We start from the raw sequence: 18,391 nt of genomic DNA on the forward strand, positions 1-18,391 counted from the left end.
GGTGTTTGTTTTGTGGCTATTTTAGCTGATTGATGAATTCGCTGATTTCAAAAGGCGTATCGAAGAAGAAATCCGCTGGCCAGTCACCGTCTGCTGCCGACTCCGGCAAGTAGCCGAACAGCGCGGCACCCGTTTTCATCCCTGCATTGATACCCGCTTCGATGTCACGAGGATGGTCACCGATGTAAATGCATTTTGCAGGCTCGATGCCACATTCTTCGGCGGCCTTGAACATCGGTTCTGCATTGGGTTTGCGAACGGGCAGGGTATCGCCCGATATGACAGTCAACGGCGTAGAAGGGAATGGTATTCCCGATAGGAGTTTTTCAGTTAACCAACCGGGTTTGTTGGTGACGATTCCCCATGGAATTTTCTTTTCATTGATAAGGGTTAAACCACGCTCAAGGCCGGGAAAAATACGGGTGTGGTGGTTAATGTTATCAAAATATACTTGTAGAAAGTATTGGCGCTTTTCTTCTAAAGCATCACCTTCCAAATCTGGAAATGCGAGCTTTGTCATGGCTAGACCGCCTTGAGAAACGGTTTTGCGAATATCTTGGTAGCGCAAATGCGGTGCATTGAAATGTTTACAGGTACGGTTCAGGGCGTAGGCAAAATCGTAGGAAGTGTCCAGTAGTGTGCCGTCCAAATCAAAAAGAATGCAGTCGATGCTCATAGTGACCTTATCAGTATAAATGTAGGAGTGTTTTTGTCAGTTTTTTTGGTACGCCAACAGGTAGTTGACGTCTAGTTTGTCTGACAGACCATATTGATTGAGTACAGGGTTAAAGTCGATTCCCGCACCATCAATCAACTGCAAACCTGCTTGACGAGCCATTGCGTCCAACTCAGAAGGTTTGATGAATTTGTCATAGGTATGCGTGCCTTTCGGTACCAGATTCAACAGGTTTTCCGCTGCAAAAATGCCGAGAAGATAGGCTTTGTAATTGCGGTTCAAAGTAGAGAAGAACACCCATCCGTTTGGTTTGACACAATCCGCAGCAGCCTGAATGATGGAAGCCGGGTCTGGAACGTGTTCCAACATTTCCATACAAGTCACGACGTCATAGTGTTCAGGATGGGCTTTTGCGTGTGCTTCTGCTGCAATGCACTGATAGTCAATACTCAACTCGGATTCCAAACTGTGCAGCTTGGCGACGGTAAGAACCTCTTCGGCCAAATCAATACCGGTTGTTTTGGCACCGGCTTGTGCCAAAGACTCGGATAGAATTCCGCCGCCGCAACCAATATCAAGTGCCGTTTTGCCCTGTAATGGGGTGTGAGACTCGATGAATTCAACACGAAAAGGGTTGATGGTGTGCAACGCCCCGAATTCACCTTCTTTATCCCACCAAGTATGGGCAAACTGGTTGAAGTTATTGAGTTCTGCTTGATCTGCGTTTGAATGGTCGGACATAGTTTTCAATATCATTAATCTTAGTTGCCTTGAATTATAAACAACTTCAACCGGGCTTGTGGCATGACTTTATCTTTCGTGAAAGGATTGTCAGTCACCAAAGCGTGTTGCTTGAAAGCTGTTAAGTAAATAATGCATGAGATAACAGAAAACGAGCGTGCCGATGATTGCCACCATGATGCTACTGACACGATAAAAAGAGGTGAATACCAAATCATTTTGTGGCGTCAGGTAAAGACCAAATAATACCGCTAGGGTTGTCATCGCGCTAAAACCTGCACCAGAGCTGACACCTTCCTTAACGTGCGTTTGGCAGAACAGAAACGTTCCTATCCAGAGCGATAGCACAACAAGAATCAGTTCGCTGGTCCAATCTTGTAGAAGAATTTGTATTACCAGCGCGTAGATGACACCCAAAGTGGCTCCTGTAGCGCGTTTTCTGGCGTAATCCATACTGCCATGCCAGTGCATGGGAAAGAGCAATAGAATGGTTGTGACTTGTGCAGAAAGTGAGTCGTATAAATCGAATACCTGAAACACCACGAAAGATAAGGTTGCCACACTGGCACCCATCAAGGCTTCGTGTCGCACACGGTGCGGTTGTTTTCCTGGCGGTGTTCGTTTTGGGAGCGGTTCGGCATCTGGAATGAGTGCGGTCACTGCGTAGGCAATCAACACTGAGAGAATGCCTGCCCCAAAATTGGTGAATATCATGTCATTAATGTCGGTATCGGCATAGCTGGCGAAATGCAGCATGATACTTAATGTCAAAACGCCATTGGCACCAAATAAAAACAAGCTGCCTCGTGACATGGCGATAAAACGATACAGAAAGAGTACAAATACCACAGGAATCATAATCCCCGGGTGTGTGCCAAATAGACCTCCAAGGATACCAAGCTCAATACCGCTGATTGCCGAAGACGCCAGTAGCTGCTTTGCGGCATGGGCGTTCATCTCTGGAACCAAGCCCAGCAATAGGATAGGGAAGATGGTGAAGAATACACCATAATCCCAGTTCATTAATTTGCAGATGGTGAAGCCGAGCGTTGCACCTAATCCGACGCGAATGCTTCGTCTTAAGCCGTTTTCATTTAGTGCAACATGGTTTAGTATCATCTGAAATCTCGGTTAATTTCTTAATAAATATAGTGCAACAGGCTGATGCCTTTGATTTGCAACTTGGCAAGGAAACGGTAGAGGCTATTTTTCGGTATCAATTGCACAGTAGCCAATGAACCGGTTGCCAGTAAAGGGAAGTCTTTGGTTTGCAGGGATAAATGCAGGCGCATTCTCTGTGCATCGCGAATCCAGCGGTCAGATTTTATAGGTGTGGCTAGACTACCATTGGCATCGAATTGGCCTGTGCTCACACCGGCATCTCGACTGGTTACTTGAGCCAAAAAGAGTTTGCCCGGATCGGCATCGAACGTTACCCAAGCCTGTGTTTGGCTGTTGACACCGCGGAGGCTTTTTTCACGAAAGTCTGCAATGATGTCGAGCTTGTCGGATACGATGGCAAGCACTGGCTGATCGTTAGCCGCGATACTGCCATCCATGAGTTGTAGGTTGGTGACTACGCCGTCTTCCTGAGCACACACTTTGGTGTAGCTGAGGTTGAGCTCTGCTTGTTGTTCTTGGTTGTGAGCTTGCAGTAATTTCAGATTGCTGCTGCCTGTATTGCCTCTTGCGGCAATCAATTTAGCCAATTGTGCTTTGGAAGCGGTTAGAGCTGCTTCTGTTGTCCGTACATCGGTAGCGGCTTGATCTCTTAATTGACGAGAAACGCCGTTGCTGGCATAGAGAGCACTCAGGCGTTTTGCATCACGTCGTTTTTGTTCAAGTTGTGCTTCGTTTGCATGAATTTCAGCCGAGGCAGCTCTAATGGAAGCGTCTAGCTCGGCATTATTTTGCATCGCTTCATCCAATGATAGTTTTGCTTTCTCCAAGGCTAGCTTGTATGGCGAGTCATCAAGGGTGAAGAGAATATCACCTTGTTTGACATGCTGGTTATTATGCACAAGCACATTGGTTACTCTGCCACTCACCTGAGGTGCCATTTTGACAACCGTTCTAGTTGCCATGGCTTGAGTGGTTAAAGGCATTTTCAAATCTGCAAGCATGAAGTAGGCGAGAATCGCGACAAAAAGTAGCATTGAAAATTTGATTAATCGTGCGAATTGTTGATCAGGCGTCATCTCTTTCTCTCTGTGACTGTTTTGTTTTTTTATGGTGCCAGGGGGGTCGAAGATAGCTTGTCGTGTATATTCGTAGCGATACGCTCGATCACGGAGTCAAATAAAGCCAATTCTTCTGGCGTGATGCCGGCAAGCAATTCGGTTCGAACTTGAACAATGCGGGCTTCCATTTGTCGAATGATGGCAATACCTTCTGGTGTTAGATTCACCAGTCTTACACGTTTGTCTTCAAGACAGGTGTGTCGCTGAATTAATCCCTGTTCCTCTAGTTGGCCAAGCGTGCGCATAAGTGAAGCAAGTTCGATTTCAAGTGCATCGGCCAGATGCTTTTGACTGATGTTTTCACCCATGCGCCAAAGTTTCCATATAGCAGTCCAGCGGGGGTGGGTAAGACCCAAAGGCAGTAGTTCTGCATCGACAATAGCACGCCATTGGCGATGTAAACGGCCAAGCTTTTCTACTAATGAGGTATGGGTTGATTGGGAGATGTATTTTTTCATAGCGTTCATTATTCTTTGATTAGTTATTTAGCGTGCTAAGTAATAAATAGTTTAGCATGCTAAGTAAATTTGTCAAATCAAGTCCGAAGATTTTCAAAAAGATGAAAGGGAAGAAGGTTCGTAAGAAAAGGGGTTGGAAATGCCCTGTGGGGAATTCAGAAAAAAGGATGAGATTACAAAATTAACCGAAACTTAACAAAACACACTCTAAACGCGATTTTTTGGTTATAATCTTTGGCTAATTTCAACTCAATATAAGTCGATTTTTTATATGTCAGATTTTGCAAGAGAAATCCTTCCCATCTCGCTTGAAGATGAAATGAAGCAATCCTATTTGAGTTATGCCATGAGCGTTATCATCGGCCGTGCGTTGCCCGATGTTCGAGATGGATTGAAACCCGTTCACAGACGCGTGCTTTACGCCATGAACGAATTGGGTAATGGTTGGAATAGGTCATATAAGAAATCGGCTCGTATCGTCGGGGATGTAATCGGTAAATACCACCCGCATGGTGATACTGCTGTTTACGACACGATTGTTCGTATGGCACAGCCTTTCTCGTTGCGCTACATGTTGGTAGATGGTCAAGGGAACTTCGGTTCGATTGATGGTGATGCACCGGCTGCGATGCGTTATACGGAAGTACGTATGGCGAAGATCGCACACGAGCTTCTAGCAGACCTTGATAAAGAAACAGTAGATTTCTCGCCTAACTACGATGGTTCAGAATCAGAGCCAAATGTTTTGCCAACGCGTATTCCAAACCTTTTGGTAAATGGTTCATCTGGTATTGCCGTTGGTATGGCAACAAACATCCCTCCGCACAACTTGACTGAAACAGTCAATGCCTGCGTTGCTTTGATTGATAACCCGGATTTAACCATTGATGACTTGATGGAATACCTTCCGGGCCCAGATTTCCCGACACAAGGGATTATCAATGGTACGCGCGGTATCCGTGAAGCTTATGAGACAGGTCGTGGTCGTGTGCAAATTCGTGCTAAAACGGCTATTGAAACTGACAAGTCCGGTAAAACATCCATTATCGTTAATGAAATTCCTTACCAGGTAAACAAAGCTAAGCTAATTGAGCGCATTGCTGAGCTGGTAAAAGAGAAGAAAATCGAAGGGATTTCTGGATTACGTGATGAGTCTGATAAAGACGGGATGCGTATCGTTATCGAGATTCGTCGAAACGAAGTGCCTGAAGTCATTATCAACAACCTATACAAACAGACTGCAATGCAGACAGTGTTTGGTATCAATATGGTTGCTCTGATTGATGGTCAGCCAAAACTATTGAACTTGCGCCAGATTCTTGATGCGTTTATCAAACATCGTCGCGAAGTTGTTACACGACGTACCATCTATGACTTACGTAAAGCACGTGAAAAAGCGCATTTGCTGGAAGGTCTGACTGTTGCGCTGAACAACATTGATGAAATGATCGAGTTGATCAAGTCATCTGCTAGTCCTGCAGTAGCGAAAGAGCGTATGTTGGAGCGTGATTGGCCGGTTGGTAACGTTGAGCAACTGCTTGAAAAAGTAGATTTGAATGATGTGAGACCAGAAGATCTTGAGCCTGGTTATGGTGCCGATGGTGGAATTTACAAGTTATCACCTGTTCAGGCGCAAGCAATTTTGGAAATGCGTCTACATCGTTTGACAGGATTAGAGCAAGACAAGATCATTGAAGAATATAAAGAGCTTGTTGAGAAGATTGCCGAGTTCTTGGATATTTTGAGAAATTCTGACCGCCTAACAGAAGTGGTTCGCAATGAATTGTTGGAAGTGATTGACAGTTTTGGTGACGGACGACGTACTGAAATTGATTACAACTACCAAGATTTGGATGCGGAAGATTTGATTGCTGTTGAAGATCGAATCGTTACCTTGTCTCAAGATGGTTACATCAAAACACAGCCTTTGTCTGATTATCAGGCACAAAGACGTGGTGGTCGTGGTAAGTCTGCAACGCAGATGAAAGAAGACGATGAAGTCGGTCAATTGTTGGTTGCGAGCACGCATGATATGTTGCTGTGTTTCTCGAACCGAGGGCGATTGTACTGGCAGAAGACATGGCAATTGCCATTGGCAAGCCGTGGTTCAAAGGGTAAGCCGATTGTAAATGTCTTCCCATTGGAAGAAAACGAACACATCACGTCCATCTTGCCGGTTTCTGAGTTTGTTGAAGATAAATTCGTCTTTATGGCAACAAAGAAATCTGTAGTGAAACGTGTTTCATTGACTGACTTCTCTCGTCCGCGTGCAAACGGTATTATCGCGGTTGATTTGTTGGAAGGCGATGAACTGGTTGGTACAGCGTTGACCAATGGTGCGCAAGAAATCATGCTGTTTAGTGATGTAGGTAAGGCAATCCGCTTTGATGAGAATGATGTTCGTGTTATGGGACGTCAAGCTCGCGGTGTTCGCGGTATGAAGCTGAAAGATGACGTTAATGTCATCAGCATGCAAGTTGCCGAGCCGGATACTTTGATTTTGACTGCAACTGAAAACGGCTTCGGGAAATGTACGCCAGTTGAAGACTACTCAACCATCAATCGTGGTGGACAAGGGGTTATCTCCATCAAGACTTCCGACCGTAACGGTAATGTCGTTTCCGCAGTATCAGTCAAACCTGAGCAGGAAGTTGTACTCATTACCAATAAAGGAACGCTGGTTCGCACAAGAGTGTCTGAAATTTCGGTTGTTGGTCGAAACACTCAAGGTGTTAAGCTGATCAATGTCGGTAAAGGTGAATGGGTTGTCGGTTTGGCCGTGGTCGATGTCAATGACGAAATCGATGAGGAAGACCTGGAAGAAGGTGAAGTAGAGAATATTTCATCCGAAACACCTATCTCTGACGATACACCCGAAAGTGAAGAATAATTAAAAGACAACACCAAGACAGGCGCCGTATTAGCGCCTGTTTTTGGTTGTTGATATACGAACGCTAACTTAATACTTTTACACTTCGCTATTCAAAATTTTTTATAGGAAACACGCAATAAATGAGAGCATTTAACTTTAGTGCTGGGCCAGCGATGCTGCCTGAAGAGGTTATGAGAAAAGCGCAAGCAGAGTTCTTGGATTGGAAGAACACTGGCATGTCGGTTATGGAGGTCAGCCATAGAAGCAAAGAGTTCATGGCATTGGCACATAAAATGGAAGCCGATTTGCGTGAAGTGATGCATATCCCTGATAACTATAAAGTGTTGTTTGTGCATGGTGGTGCTTCTCTGCAATTTACCGCGATTCCGATGAACTTGACACAGGAAGGCGACACTGTTGATTACATCAATACTGGTGTATGGTCAGAAAAAGCCATTAAAGAAGCGTCTCGTTATGTGAATGTCAATGAAGTGGCAACCTCTGAAACGGCTATTCCTAATTTTGATGAAATGACTTTCAGCAAAGATGCCAAATATATTCACATTTGCCAAAATGAAACCATCACCGGTGTTGAATATCAATCACTACCAAAGACAGACAAGATAATCGTTGCAGATTTCTCATCAACTATCTTGTCTCGACCAATTAATGTTTCGGATTATGGTGTTATCTACGCAGGCGCCCAAAAGAACATTGGACCAGCCGGTTTAGCGATCGTTATCGTTAGAGAAGATTTGATTGGTAATGCTCGCTCAGATACGCCAACATTGATGAATTGGCAGACCTATAACGATAACGAATCTATGTTTAACACCCCATCCACTTATGCGTGGTATTTGGCTAGTCTTGTGTTCGAGTGGATCAAAGATCAAGGCGGTGTTGAGAAGATGGCCGAAATCAACCAGCGCAAAGCGAATAAGCTTTATGAGTTGGTTGATGCTTCTGACTTTTACTATAACGAAATCGAGCCTTCAGTACGTTCTTGGATGAACGTAACTTTTAAACTTAAAAACCCTGAGTTGGATACCTTGTTTTTGGAAGAGTCCAAAAAGGCTGGCTTGTTAAGTCTGAAAGGGCATAAAGTTTATGGCGGTATGAGAGCGAGTATCTACAACGCTATGCCTGAAGCTGGAATTGATGCTCTTGTATCATTCATGAAAGATTTTGAAGAGAAACACGCGTAACCCAGATTAAATAGAGAAACGAATCGGATATATGGAAATTTCACAGGCAGAAAAGGAAAGACTACTCGAAATTCGCAATGAGATCGACTCAATCGATGCGGAAATCCAAACATTGATTGCCAGACGTGCTGAATGTGCTCAACAGGTTGCACATGCCAAGACACAAGGTGGTCAGGTTGATGTGGTATTTTATCGCCCTGAAAGGGAAGCTCAGGTCTTGAGAGCTGTGAAAGAACGCAATAAGAGTTTGATTTCTGACAATGAAATGATGCGTCTGTTTCGTGAAATCATGTCTGTATGTCTGGCGTTGGAACAACCAATTAAAATCGCCTATTTAGGGCCAGAAGGAAGCTATTCCCACGCCAGTGTTATCAAACAGTTTGGTGCGTCGGCCCATACCTTGGCCGTTTCTTCAATCGAAGAAGTGTTTACTGCAGTGGAAAAAGGGGATGCCAACTATGGGTTGGTGCCTGTTGAAAACTCATCGGAAGGTGCGGTAAAACAAACACAGCAAGCCTTGATGAAAACCTCACTCAAGGTCACTGGTGAAATTGAACTGGTGATCCATCATTGCATCATGTCTCAGAATGAAAAGCTGGAAAACATCAAAAAAGTCGTTGCCCATACGCAAGCTTTAGGTCAGTGTGAACACTGGCTGAAGAATAATATGCCGTGGGTGGAAATTGAGGCGGTTGCGTCAAACGCATTAGCGGCTCAAATGGCAAGTCAAGATGATACTTTGGGGGCAATTGCTTCGGAACAGGCTGCACAGCTTTATGGCTTACGCGTGTTGGAATCACACATTGAAGACAGCCATGAAAACAGTACAAAATTTTGGGCAATTGGTTCTGAAGAAACCGAACCAAGTGGCGATGATAAAACAGCCATGATTGTTTCCATGTCAAACAAATCTGGGGCACTAATGGATGTGTTATCCAGCTTTGCCAGCCGCAAAATCTCTATGACACGCATTATTTCAGTGCCATCCACTGACACAAAGTGGGATTACTTGTTCTTCATTGATATTTTAGGGCATAAGAAAGAAGCTTCCGTTGCCGAAGCACTTGAAGAGGTGAAGCAAAAAACATCCTACTTCAAATTACTTGGATCTTTTCCTACTTCACCATTCAGCTGATATTTGAGCTTATAAAATCATGACAAAACTTTTTGAAAAGCTGTTACAACCGCAAATCACTGGTATTCAAACTTACGTACCTGGTAAGCCTATTTCAGAGCTTCAACGCGAATACAATCTTTCACGTGTTTCCAAACTTGCATCGAATGAAAATCCGTTGGGAGCCAGTCCAAAGGTGTTACAGGCTATTCGCGACCAGTTAGCGGATATTGGACGCTACCCAGATGGAAGTGCTTATTATCTGACGCATGAGATGGCAAAGTTTCTGAATAGAGAACCTGAAGAAGTTGCTTTTGGGAATGGTTCAAATGAAATGCTGGAACTGGTTGCAAGAATTTTTGCAGGACCAGGCGATGAAATCGTTTACTCGCAATATGCATTTGCCATTTACGCTATCAGTGCGCAGATTGTGGGTGCAAAGGGTGTTGAAGTGCCAGCAAAAGGGTGGGGGCATGATTTGCCTGCTATTTTGAAAGCAATTACACCAAAAACCAAGGTTGTATATTTGGCCAACCCAAATAATCCGACGGGAACCATGTTTACCAAAGATGAATGGGAAGCTTTTATTTCAAAAGTGCCTTCGGATGTTATTGTGGTTCTTGACGAGGCCTATTTTGAGTATGTCAATGACACAGACTATGCAAACGGTTTGGAATATATTGACGATTATCCTAATCTGTTGGTTTCAAGAACCTTTTCCAAAGCCTATGGGTTGGCGTCTTTGCGCTTAGGTTATTTGGTAGGGCACAAAGAGCTGATAGGCTATATTAACAAGCTACGTGCTCCGTTTAATGTTAACCACTATGCGCAAGTCGCCGCAGTGGCTGCAATTAAGGACCAAAATTTCGTCAAAAAGACAGTAGATTACAATTTGTCGGGTATGGCACAATTTCTGGCGGTTTTTGACAAACTTAACATTGACTATATTCCTTCATACGGTAATTTTGTGTGCGCTTCTTTTGGTGATAAAACCAATGAAGTGAATCAAGAGTTACTTAAAAAAGGCGTGATCACCAGGCCATTGGCTGGGTATGCTATGCCTGAGTATTTGCGTATATCTATCGGTAGTTCAACCGAAAACCAACACTTTATCAGTGTTATTACCTCTTTGATGAAGTAGCGCGGAATGATGGATGTGAAGAAAATTACAATTATCGGCGTGGGTTTGATTGGAGGTTCGTTTGCCAAGGGATTGAAGGAAGTTTCTGAAAAGAACAACCTAGGCTACGAGATAACTGGCTATGAACCGAATGTCGATAATCTGAAGAAAGCCGTTGCTTTAGGGGTTATTGATCGCTACGAAACAGAATTACCAAATGCAGTTCAAGATGCGGATTTGATTCTTTTGGGTGTTCCGCTTGGAGCGATGGCGACGGTCTTGAGCGAAATGCGTGGTTGTATCAAGCCCAATACCATTATTACGGATGTTGGCAGTGCCAAAATGTCGGTTATTTCTGCGGTTAAGGAAGTATTTGGTGAAGTGTTGCCAAACTTTGTTGCTGGCCACCCCATCGCAGGAAAAGAAAAGAGTGGGGTAGAAGCAGCTTGCTCAGATTTGTTTATAGATCACAGAGTGGTGCTAACGCCTACACAGGAAACTTCTGCCGATGCAATGGCAACGGTTAGAGCTTTGTGGGAAAGCTTGGGGGCTTGTATTACTGAAATGGCGCCTGAGTTTCATGATGAAGTTTTCGCCGCGACTAGCCACTTACCGCATTTGTTGGCGTTTAGCTTGGTTGACTTGCTTAACGAGCACGAAGAGCTGGGTAATGTTTTTCAATATACTGCAGGCGGATTCCGTGACTTTACCCGTATTGCTTCAAGTGATGCCACCATGTGGCGAGACATTTCACTTAGTAACGCTCAAGCGATTGTGAAGTGGCTTAGAAGCTACCAAGCCGAATTAGATAATTTAATCGGCTTGATTGATGGGCAACAGTCTGACGCTTTATATAAGCTGTTTCATGATGCCAAAGTCGCGCGAGACACACATATTGTAAAAGACACGCTGTAAAGTCAGCGGTCGAATGATTTACACACGATTTTTATAGATTAGGGTTTTAAAAAGTAATGGCTAAAAATGTACAGTTTCACGTCAAACCTGGAGGGGTTCTAAAGGGACGCATTCGTGTACCTGGTGACAAGTCGGTATCGCATAGAAGTATTATGCTGGGGTCAATCGCAGAAGGAACAACCAGAGTAACCGGTTTTCTGGAAGGTGAAGACAGTTTAGCAACCTTGCAAGCTTTTAAAGATATGGGAGTCCAAATCGAAGGTCCTGATCAGGGAAATGTCACTATCCACGGTGTTGGCTTACGTGGCTTGAAAAAACCATCAAATCCTTTAGATATGGGGAACTCAGGAACTGCAATGAGATTGATGGCAGGGATTCTTGCGGGCCAAGACTTTGAGTGTACTTTGATTGGGGACGCTTCTTTATCCAAACGCCCGATGAAGCGCGTGACCCAACCGCTTAGTGAAATGGGTGCTGATATTGATACTGCCGAAGGTGGAATGCCTCCTTTGCATCTTAAGCCGACTAAAACAGGTTTAAATGCTATTGACTACACGCTGCCAATGGCGAGTGCTCAGGTTAAGTCTTGCGTATTGCTTGCAGGTCTTTATGCAAATGGGACGACCTCTGTCGTTGAGCCTGCACCAACTCGCGATCACACGGAGCGCATGTTGAAAGGCTTTGGTTATGATGTAAAAACCGAAAAACTTGATAGCATGCAAACTCGTGTTGAGCTGAAGGGTGGTGGTGTATTAAAGGCCATGGATATCGATGTACCTTCAGACATCTCTTCAGCAGCATTCTTTATGGTAGCAGCCGCCATCGCACCGGAAGCAGACTTGGTGATTGAGCATGTTGGTATCAACCCGACAAGAACTGGCGTTATAGATATTCTGAAGCTGATGGGCGCTGATATTACTTTGGAAAATGAATCTACAGTTGGTGGTGAGCCTGTTGCAGATATTCATGTTAAGTCTTCTAAATTAAAAGGCATCAAGATTCCAGAAGCCTTGGTACCTCTTGCGATTGATGAGTTTCCAGTGTTGTTCGTAGCAGCCGCTGCCGCAGAAGGGCAAACGGTTTTGACTGGTGCAGAAGAGTTGCGTGTAAAAGAGTCCGATCGTATCCAGGTGATGGCGGATGCATTAATTGCGGTTGGTATTGATGCGCAACCGACACCTGATGGAATGGTGATTAATGGTGGGCAACAAAAAAGCCAGGTTGGGGGTATTAACAGTCATCACGACCATAGAATTTCAATGGCAATGACTGTTGCCGGATTGAATGCTGTTGACGATATTGTGATTGATGATTGCGCTAACGTGAATACATCATTTCCAACATTTGTCCAATTGGTTAATCAGATCGGAATGACAGTAAATGTCGTTAAGGAAGGGCAATAATGTCATCTCCTGTTGTAGCAATTGACGGTCCTAGTGGCGTAGGTAAAGGTACACTGGCGCAGTGGCTTTGTTGTAAAACCGGGTTTCACTTGTTAGACAGTGGCGCTATTTATCGAGCACTGGCTTACGGCGTATCGAAAGAAGGTATTGATATTGCCGATGTTGAGAGTTTGGTGACATTGGCGGAATCTTTGCCGGTTGAGTTTAAGGCGACCAGTATTATTTATGCAGGTGATGATGTGACGTCGATTATTCGAACAGAAGAGGTTGCTGCAGTTGCATCGAAAGTGGCCGCAATTCCTGAAGTTAGGCAGTCATTACTAAAGCGCCAAAAAGATTTTGCACAAGCACCTGGATTAATCGCTGATGGACGAGATATGGGGACGGTTGTTTTCCCAAATGCCAATGTTAAGTTGTTTTTAACTGCTTCTGCAGAAGAAAGAGCAAAAAGACGTGTTAACCAGTTGAAAAATCAAGGGGTTAGTGCTAACATTGCGCAAATTACTCAGGACATCATGGAAAGAGATGAAAGAGATCGTACTCGAAGCTCTTCTCCTCTGATCCCCGCAGACGATGCTTTGATTATTGATACGACGAGTTTAACGATTCAAGAAGTATGCGATAAAGCACAAGGCGCGTTAGTTGAAGCGGGAATTGATTTCTGATAAAAACTACGTAACTTATTGTTATGTAAAAAGAATCTAATCTTTATTCGAAAATTCGAATAAAGATTTTTGTTTTTGTAGTGATTTAAAACTGCAGAGCGATTTAGTCAGGCGTTTGGGAGTCTGATCTTTAATTAACTGACCCGATTATTTCTTTTACACCCCAATCAAGAGAATATAAACGGCTTTTTAAAATTTTGGTATAACCCCATGAGTGAATTATCTTTCGCTGAATTATTTGAACAGTCTTTACAAGAAGACAAATTCCAAACTGGTTCCCTAATCCTAGGGACTGTAGTCGCAATCGACAAAGAAGCTGTTTTGGTCGATGCTGGTATGAAATCTGAATCTGCTATTCCTAAAGCACAATTTGAAAACGCTAACGGCGAACTAGAAGTTGCTGTTGGTGATCAAGTTGAAGTTTACTTGGAAACGCTAGAAGACGGCTTTGGTGAGACTCGTTTGTCTCGTGAAAAAGCTAAGCGTGCTAAGACTTGGGATCGTTTGGAAACTGCTCTTGAAAATAACGAAACTGTTGTGGGTCTTGTTACCGGTAAAGTTAAAGGTGGCTTAACAGTTGACGTTGAAGGTGTTCGTGGTTTCTTGCCTGGTTCACTTGTGGACGTTCGTCCGATTCGCGACTTTGGCTTCCTAGAAGGTAAAGAGATCGAACTTAAACTTGTTAAACTAGATCGTAAGCGTAACAACGTTGTTGTTTCTCGTCGTGCTGTGATTGAAGCTGAAAACTCTGTAGAAAGAGAAGCGCTTCTTGCAAACATGGAAGAAGGTTCTACGCTTAAAGGTATCGTTAAAAACCTTACTGACTATGGTGCGTTTATCGACCTTGGTGGTATTGACGGTCTACTTCACATCACTGATATGGCTTGGCGTCGTGTTAACCACCCATCAGAAGTTATCCAAGTGGGTGATGAGATTGAAGTTAAAGTTCTTAAGTTCGACAAAGACAAGAACCGTGTTTCTCTAGGTATGAAACAACTTCAAGAAGATCCTTGGGCTGATATGGTTGCTCGTTACCCAATTGGTGCGGAAATCATGGGGAAAGTTGCCAACATCACTGATTATGGCGCATTCATCGAAATCGAAGATGGTATTGAAGGGTTGGTGCATACTTCTGAGTTGGATTGGACTAACCGTAACATCCACCCATCTAAAGTTGTTCACCTAGGACAAGAAGTTAAAGTTAAGATTTTGGATGTTGACCAAGAGCGTCGTCGTATTTCATTGTCTATCAAGCAGTGTACTGTTAACCCATGGGAAGCGTTCTCTGCAACTCATGCTAAAGGTGACAAAATCTCTGGTAGCATCAAGTCTATTACTGACTTCGGTATCTTCATCGGTCTAGATGGTAACATTGATGGTCTTGTTCACTTGACAGACATTTCTTGGTCTCAACCAGGTGAAGAAGCTGTTCGTGACTTCAAAAAAGGTGATGAACTAGAAACTGTTATCCTTTCAATTGATCCAGAGCGTGAAAGAATCTCTCTAGGTCTTAAGCAACTTGAACAAGATCCTTTTGGTGAATTTGTTGCTGAAAACGGTAAAAATAGCATCGTAACTGGTACTGTTAAGTCTGTTGACGAAAAAGGTGCTGTTATTGATCTAGCTGATGACGTTGAAGGTTATTTGCGAGCTTCTGAACTTGCTGAAGATACTCGCGATGCAAGCTCAGTTCTTAAAGTTGGTGATACTGTCGAAGCGAAAGTGATGAATGTCGATCGTAAAAACCGTACGCTTTCTCTTTCTGTAAAAGAAAAAGAAGCTCAGGAAGAAGCAAACGCGATTAAAGACTATTCATCATCACAACCGCAAGCAGCAAGTACTATTGGTGACTTGCTAAAAGGTCAGCTTTCTACTGACGAGTAAAATGCAACAAACTGCTCTATCTCTCGTTTAAGAGATGGAGTAGTGCCTAGTCTTAATAGACTTATGGGGGATGGATATCCCATTTTACTCTTAAGTAATTAAGAGACTTTTTACAGAAAGAGACAGTAAAAATGACTAAGTCAGAATTGATCGAATTGATTGCTAGACGTCAAACTCAATTTAGTCAAAAAGACGTTGAGTTAGCGGTGAATCAAATTATTGACTCTATGATAGAAAGCCTATCAGAGGGGGATAGAATCGAGATTCGCGGCTTTGGAAGTTTTAGTCTTCATCATCGGCAAGCTCGTGTTGGGAGAAACCCTAAAACCGGTGAGAATGTTGAGCTGGGAGAGAAGAGGGTTCCTCATTTCAAACCTGGAAAGACTTTAAGAGATGAGGTCGACGAATCTAAGGATATGTACGACATTATTTCTTAACGATAAAAACTCACATTCTAATTTTCCAAAGGGGTACAATATTTTAAAAAATTGTACCCCTTTTTTTATGTTCAAAGCATTCTCAATCATTATCACCATCCTGTTTTTGGCCTTCGGAATATTTCTAGGTGTTCTGAATCCGGGCAATGTTAAATTTGATTTAATTTTTCAGCAAATTGATATCCCGTTATCAATTCTGTTAGCGATTACGTTTTCTATAGGCATGTTATTGTCAGGCACTTATTTCACTTTTATTTTGCTGAGTAAACAATGGCAATTAAGAAAAGTAAATAAGCAAAAAGCAAAACTTTCCGGTGAGATAGTCCAGCTTCAAAAGCAGATTGCTGGCTACGAGAATTCGAAAGTGATTGAAGCTAAGAATGAAATTGCAACGTTGTAAGCAAAGAGAGATATATGCACAAAAAATCAGGTATTCCAGATCCTAAAGTCGTTGTGGCTTTAGATTTTCCATCAGTCGCAAGAGCAACATCTTTCATCAATCAGATGAAACCCAATCTGTGTCGCCTAAAAATAGGTAAGGAGTTGTTTGCAATTGGTGGGCCTGCTTTTGTCGAAAGTTGTATCGACAAAGGGTTTGATGTTTTTCTGGATTTAAAATATCACGACATTCCAAATACCGTCGCGAAAGCATGTCAAGCCGCTGCAAAAATGGGCGTTTGGATGATTAATGTTCATGCCTTGGGCGGACGCAAAATGATGGAAGCAGCAAAAGAAGCTGTCTTGCAAAACTCTCATCAACCGATTCTAATTGGTGTGACCATATTAACAAGCATGGAAGAATCTGACCTAAAAGAGGTGGGATTGGTCGGAACGCCCCATGACAATGTGCTGCGCTTGGCAAAGTTGGCATCAGATTCCGGTTTAGACGGGGTTGTTTGCTCAGCACAAGAGGCTGCCGCAATTCGTGAAGTAGTAGGGAAAGATTTTTGTTTGGTGACGCCTGGCATTAGACCAGAGACAGCAGATGCAAATGATCAAAAACGCATAATGACACCTGAGGCAGCACTAGCGGCAGGATCAAGCTACTTGGTCATTGGAAGACCAATCACACAAGCTAAAGATCCTATTCAAGCTTTGGTTGATATCAATGAATCCATCAAGGGTCTATAGTGCTTAATTCTTAATAGTGGGTAGCGTGATTTTTATCACCACTCCAATGGGCTGGTTACCTATGTCCATATAGTTAAAGGCTTCGGCCTTGCCTTTATGGAAATCTGTAATCAGTTTAACAATATAAAGCCCCAGTCCCAAATGTGCCTGATTGTCAGCGTTGGTTTCTCGAATAGATGTCATACCATCAAATATTTGCTTCTCAATTGATTGCGGCAGCGCTTTCCCTGTATTTTGCACAAGAATTTCCACCTCATTTTGAGTGTTTAATGCCGCACTGATGGTAATCGGTTCCTTGCCATTATCGAAATCTTTAGCATTGCTGATCAACTTATCCATAAGTTGCTCAAGCATAAAACCATCACCAATGACGCGAGTGTCGGACGGCATGTTGATTTGAATATTGAATCGATGGTCAGGATTCAAGGCAATCACGTTCTCTAGGTAATGAGTCAACATTTCGGATATATAAAAAGGTTCTGGCTCCTGCATTGATAAACTTTCTTCAATACTGTTGGCTTCCGACAAAGAACTGATGATTTGCTTTAATTGCTCTAAAGCATGTTTTGAGTACCGAACCTGTTTATGGTCGATATCCTGTTCCAATAATGACAATGACATTGATAAACGATTCATAGGGTTGTGCAGCTCATGTCGCAAAGCTTTTGGCAACTGCTTTAAGTAACGTTCATAAGCTGAAAGCTGACTTAACATATCGTGGATATGGTGGCGCAAATCTGAAATCTCGTCATAGTAGTATCGAGGCAGAATATCGGAAAAGTTAAGCTTATTGACCTTGCCGTGCGCATCAAACGTATTGCGGACATCGTAATCCAAGCGGGCAATTCGTTTTGAGAGCGATGCGATGTAAAGTACCGCACCAAAGAATACAACAAGGAAAATCAATGCACCCATTCCGATTAAGCGATAAAACCGCTTCAGAGAGTCGGTCAGCAAGCTGTTCATGGTTTGCTCTAAAACAATCGCACCAATAATGTGTCCTCTAAGTTTTAGCGGGGTGGCGGACATTAAAGAAATAGGGTTATCTTTATACATACGGTATTGCTGGAATGTATGACCCGAAATTGCCTGACGAATAAGTGCTACTTCCGGGTTGGTGCTCTGAGGGTAGGGGTATGGCAGAGTAAAGGGAATGACATTGGAAAGTGTTTTGATCAAAAAGTAGCCGACCCTGGCAAACCAATCCTTATTCAAGTCACTCGGCTGTTGTGAAAGACGACCCACTACGTAAGTTACTTGACCGAACTCGTTGACAATCCAAAGTACTGACTTATCCAGATTTAAATGGCTAAGTTGATTTGTTGGTGTACCAGACAATATTTGCTGCGCCCATAAATCTGTACGATTTTCAAGTACATAGGATAGGTTTATAACAGTTTGCTGCTGAATAATCGCTTGGTTTTCAAGCAGCATTCTGTGAAGGTCAATTGCAAATCGGTAAGCAAGTGCAGGAAGGAGGGTTAACATCAGAAGCAGTATGTAAAACCGCGTTCTGATTGTTAATCTCAT

General features: G+C 43.2%; 17 protein-coding genes. 11 read left to right on the forward strand and 6 right to left on the reverse strand.

The genetic code is table 11. From position 1 onward, the window contains the following. Positions 1 to 16 precede the first annotated feature (16 nt). The 5 genes from HVMH_RS06060 to slyA form a co-directional block, all read right to left on the reverse strand. Entirely contained in the window at positions 17 to 676 is a 660-nt protein-coding gene (locus tag HVMH_RS06060; protein WP_029908928.1) for an HAD family hydrolase, read from the reverse strand. A gap of 36 nt (positions 677 to 712) precedes the next feature. Next, complete coding sequence (ubiG, locus tag HVMH_RS06065) at positions 713 to 1,432, reverse strand: bifunctional 2-polyprenyl-6-hydroxyphenol methylase/3-demethylubiquinol 3-O-methyltransferase UbiG (RefSeq protein WP_029908930.1); 720 nt, start codon at positions 1,430 to 1,432, stop codon at positions 713 to 715. 75 nt (positions 1,433 to 1,507) lie between these two features. Continuing rightward, on the reverse strand, positions 1,508 to 2,536 hold the full coding sequence (locus tag HVMH_RS06070) for a DUF2955 domain-containing protein (protein WP_029908932.1): 1,029 nt from the start codon (positions 2,534 to 2,536) through the stop codon (positions 1,508 to 1,510). A 20-nt stretch (positions 2,537 to 2,556) separates the two neighbouring features. Next, positions 2,557 to 3,615 carry an HlyD family secretion protein gene (locus HVMH_RS06075; RefSeq protein WP_029908935.1) on the reverse strand — a complete coding sequence of 353 codons (1,059 nt, stop codon included), beginning with the start codon at positions 3,613 to 3,615 and terminating at the stop codon, positions 2,557 to 2,559. 29 nt (positions 3,616 to 3,644) lie between these two features. Further along, positions 3,645 to 4,115 (reverse strand): transcriptional regulator SlyA, encoded by a 471-nt coding sequence (gene slyA, locus HVMH_RS06080; RefSeq protein ID WP_029908938.1) that lies wholly within the window; start codon positions 4,113 to 4,115, stop codon positions 3,645 to 3,647. 271 nt (positions 4,116 to 4,386) lie between these two features. Here slyA and gyrA point away from each other — a divergent pair, with 271 nt between their 5' ends. The 11 genes from gyrA (at position 4,387) to pyrF (ending at position 16,861) form a co-directional block, all read left to right on the forward strand. Beyond that, positions 4,387 to 7,005: a DNA gyrase subunit A gene (gyrA, locus tag HVMH_RS06085; RefSeq protein ID WP_029908939.1), complete on the forward strand. Its 2,619-nt coding sequence runs from the start codon at positions 4,387 to 4,389 to the stop codon at positions 7,003 to 7,005. A gap of 122 nt (positions 7,006 to 7,127) precedes the next feature. After that, positions 7,128 to 8,192 (forward strand): 3-phosphoserine/phosphohydroxythreonine transaminase, encoded by a 1,065-nt coding sequence (serC, locus tag HVMH_RS06090; protein WP_029908941.1) that lies wholly within the window; start codon positions 7,128 to 7,130, stop codon positions 8,190 to 8,192. 31 nt (positions 8,193 to 8,223) lie between these two features. Next, a complete protein-coding gene (gene pheA, locus HVMH_RS06095) occupies positions 8,224 to 9,327 on the forward strand; it encodes a prephenate dehydratase (RefSeq protein WP_029908943.1) in 1,104 nt (367 codons plus the stop codon). Positions 9,328 to 9,346: 19 nt separating this feature from the next. Further along, positions 9,347 to 10,447, forward strand: coding sequence for a histidinol-phosphate transaminase (hisC, locus tag HVMH_RS06100; RefSeq protein ID WP_029908945.1), 1,101 nt, complete (start codon positions 9,347 to 9,349; stop codon positions 10,445 to 10,447). Positions 10,448 to 10,456: 9 nt separating this feature from the next. Then, a complete protein-coding gene (locus HVMH_RS06105; protein ID WP_035628797.1) occupies positions 10,457 to 11,341 on the forward strand; it encodes a prephenate dehydrogenase in 885 nt (294 codons plus the stop codon). Positions 11,342 to 11,397: 56 nt separating this feature from the next. Next, positions 11,398 to 12,744: a 3-phosphoshikimate 1-carboxyvinyltransferase gene (gene aroA, locus HVMH_RS06110; protein WP_029908949.1), complete on the forward strand. Its 1,347-nt coding sequence runs from the start codon at positions 11,398 to 11,400 to the stop codon at positions 12,742 to 12,744. Beyond that, positions 12,744 to 13,409 (forward strand): (d)CMP kinase, encoded by a 666-nt coding sequence (gene cmk / locus HVMH_RS06115; RefSeq protein ID WP_035628798.1) that lies wholly within the window; start codon positions 12,744 to 12,746, stop codon positions 13,407 to 13,409. The genes aroA and cmk overlap by 1 nt, the downstream gene beginning before the upstream one ends. Positions 13,410 to 13,619: 210 nt before the next feature. After that, complete coding sequence (gene rpsA / locus HVMH_RS06120) at positions 13,620 to 15,293, forward strand: 30S ribosomal protein S1 (protein ID WP_029908953.1); 1,674 nt, start codon at positions 13,620 to 13,622, stop codon at positions 15,291 to 15,293. Positions 15,294 to 15,424: 131 nt separating this feature from the next. Then, on the forward strand, positions 15,425 to 15,730 hold the full coding sequence (locus tag HVMH_RS06125; RefSeq protein ID WP_029908955.1) for an integration host factor subunit beta: 306 nt from the start codon (positions 15,425 to 15,427) through the stop codon (positions 15,728 to 15,730). A 67-nt stretch (positions 15,731 to 15,797) separates the two neighbouring features. After that, a complete protein-coding gene (locus tag HVMH_RS06130) occupies positions 15,798 to 16,130 on the forward strand; it encodes a LapA family protein (RefSeq protein ID WP_029908957.1) in 333 nt (110 codons plus the stop codon). A 14-nt stretch (positions 16,131 to 16,144) separates the two neighbouring features. Next, entirely contained in the window at positions 16,145 to 16,861 is a 717-nt protein-coding gene (pyrF, locus tag HVMH_RS06135) for an orotidine-5'-phosphate decarboxylase (protein ID WP_029908959.1), read from the forward strand. Between the two features lie 3 nt (positions 16,862 to 16,864). Here the strand turns inward: pyrF and HVMH_RS06140 are convergent, their stop codons facing one another. Next, complete coding sequence (locus tag HVMH_RS06140; protein WP_232087733.1) at positions 16,865 to 18,349, reverse strand: ATP-binding protein; 1,485 nt, start codon at positions 18,347 to 18,349, stop codon at positions 16,865 to 16,867. Positions 18,350 to 18,391 lie beyond the last annotated feature (42 nt).

The sequence above is a fragment of the Hydrogenovibrio marinus genome, from assembly GCF_013340845.1.
Lineage (GTDB): Bacteria > Pseudomonadota > Gammaproteobacteria > Thiomicrospirales > Thiomicrospiraceae > Hydrogenovibrio > Hydrogenovibrio marinus.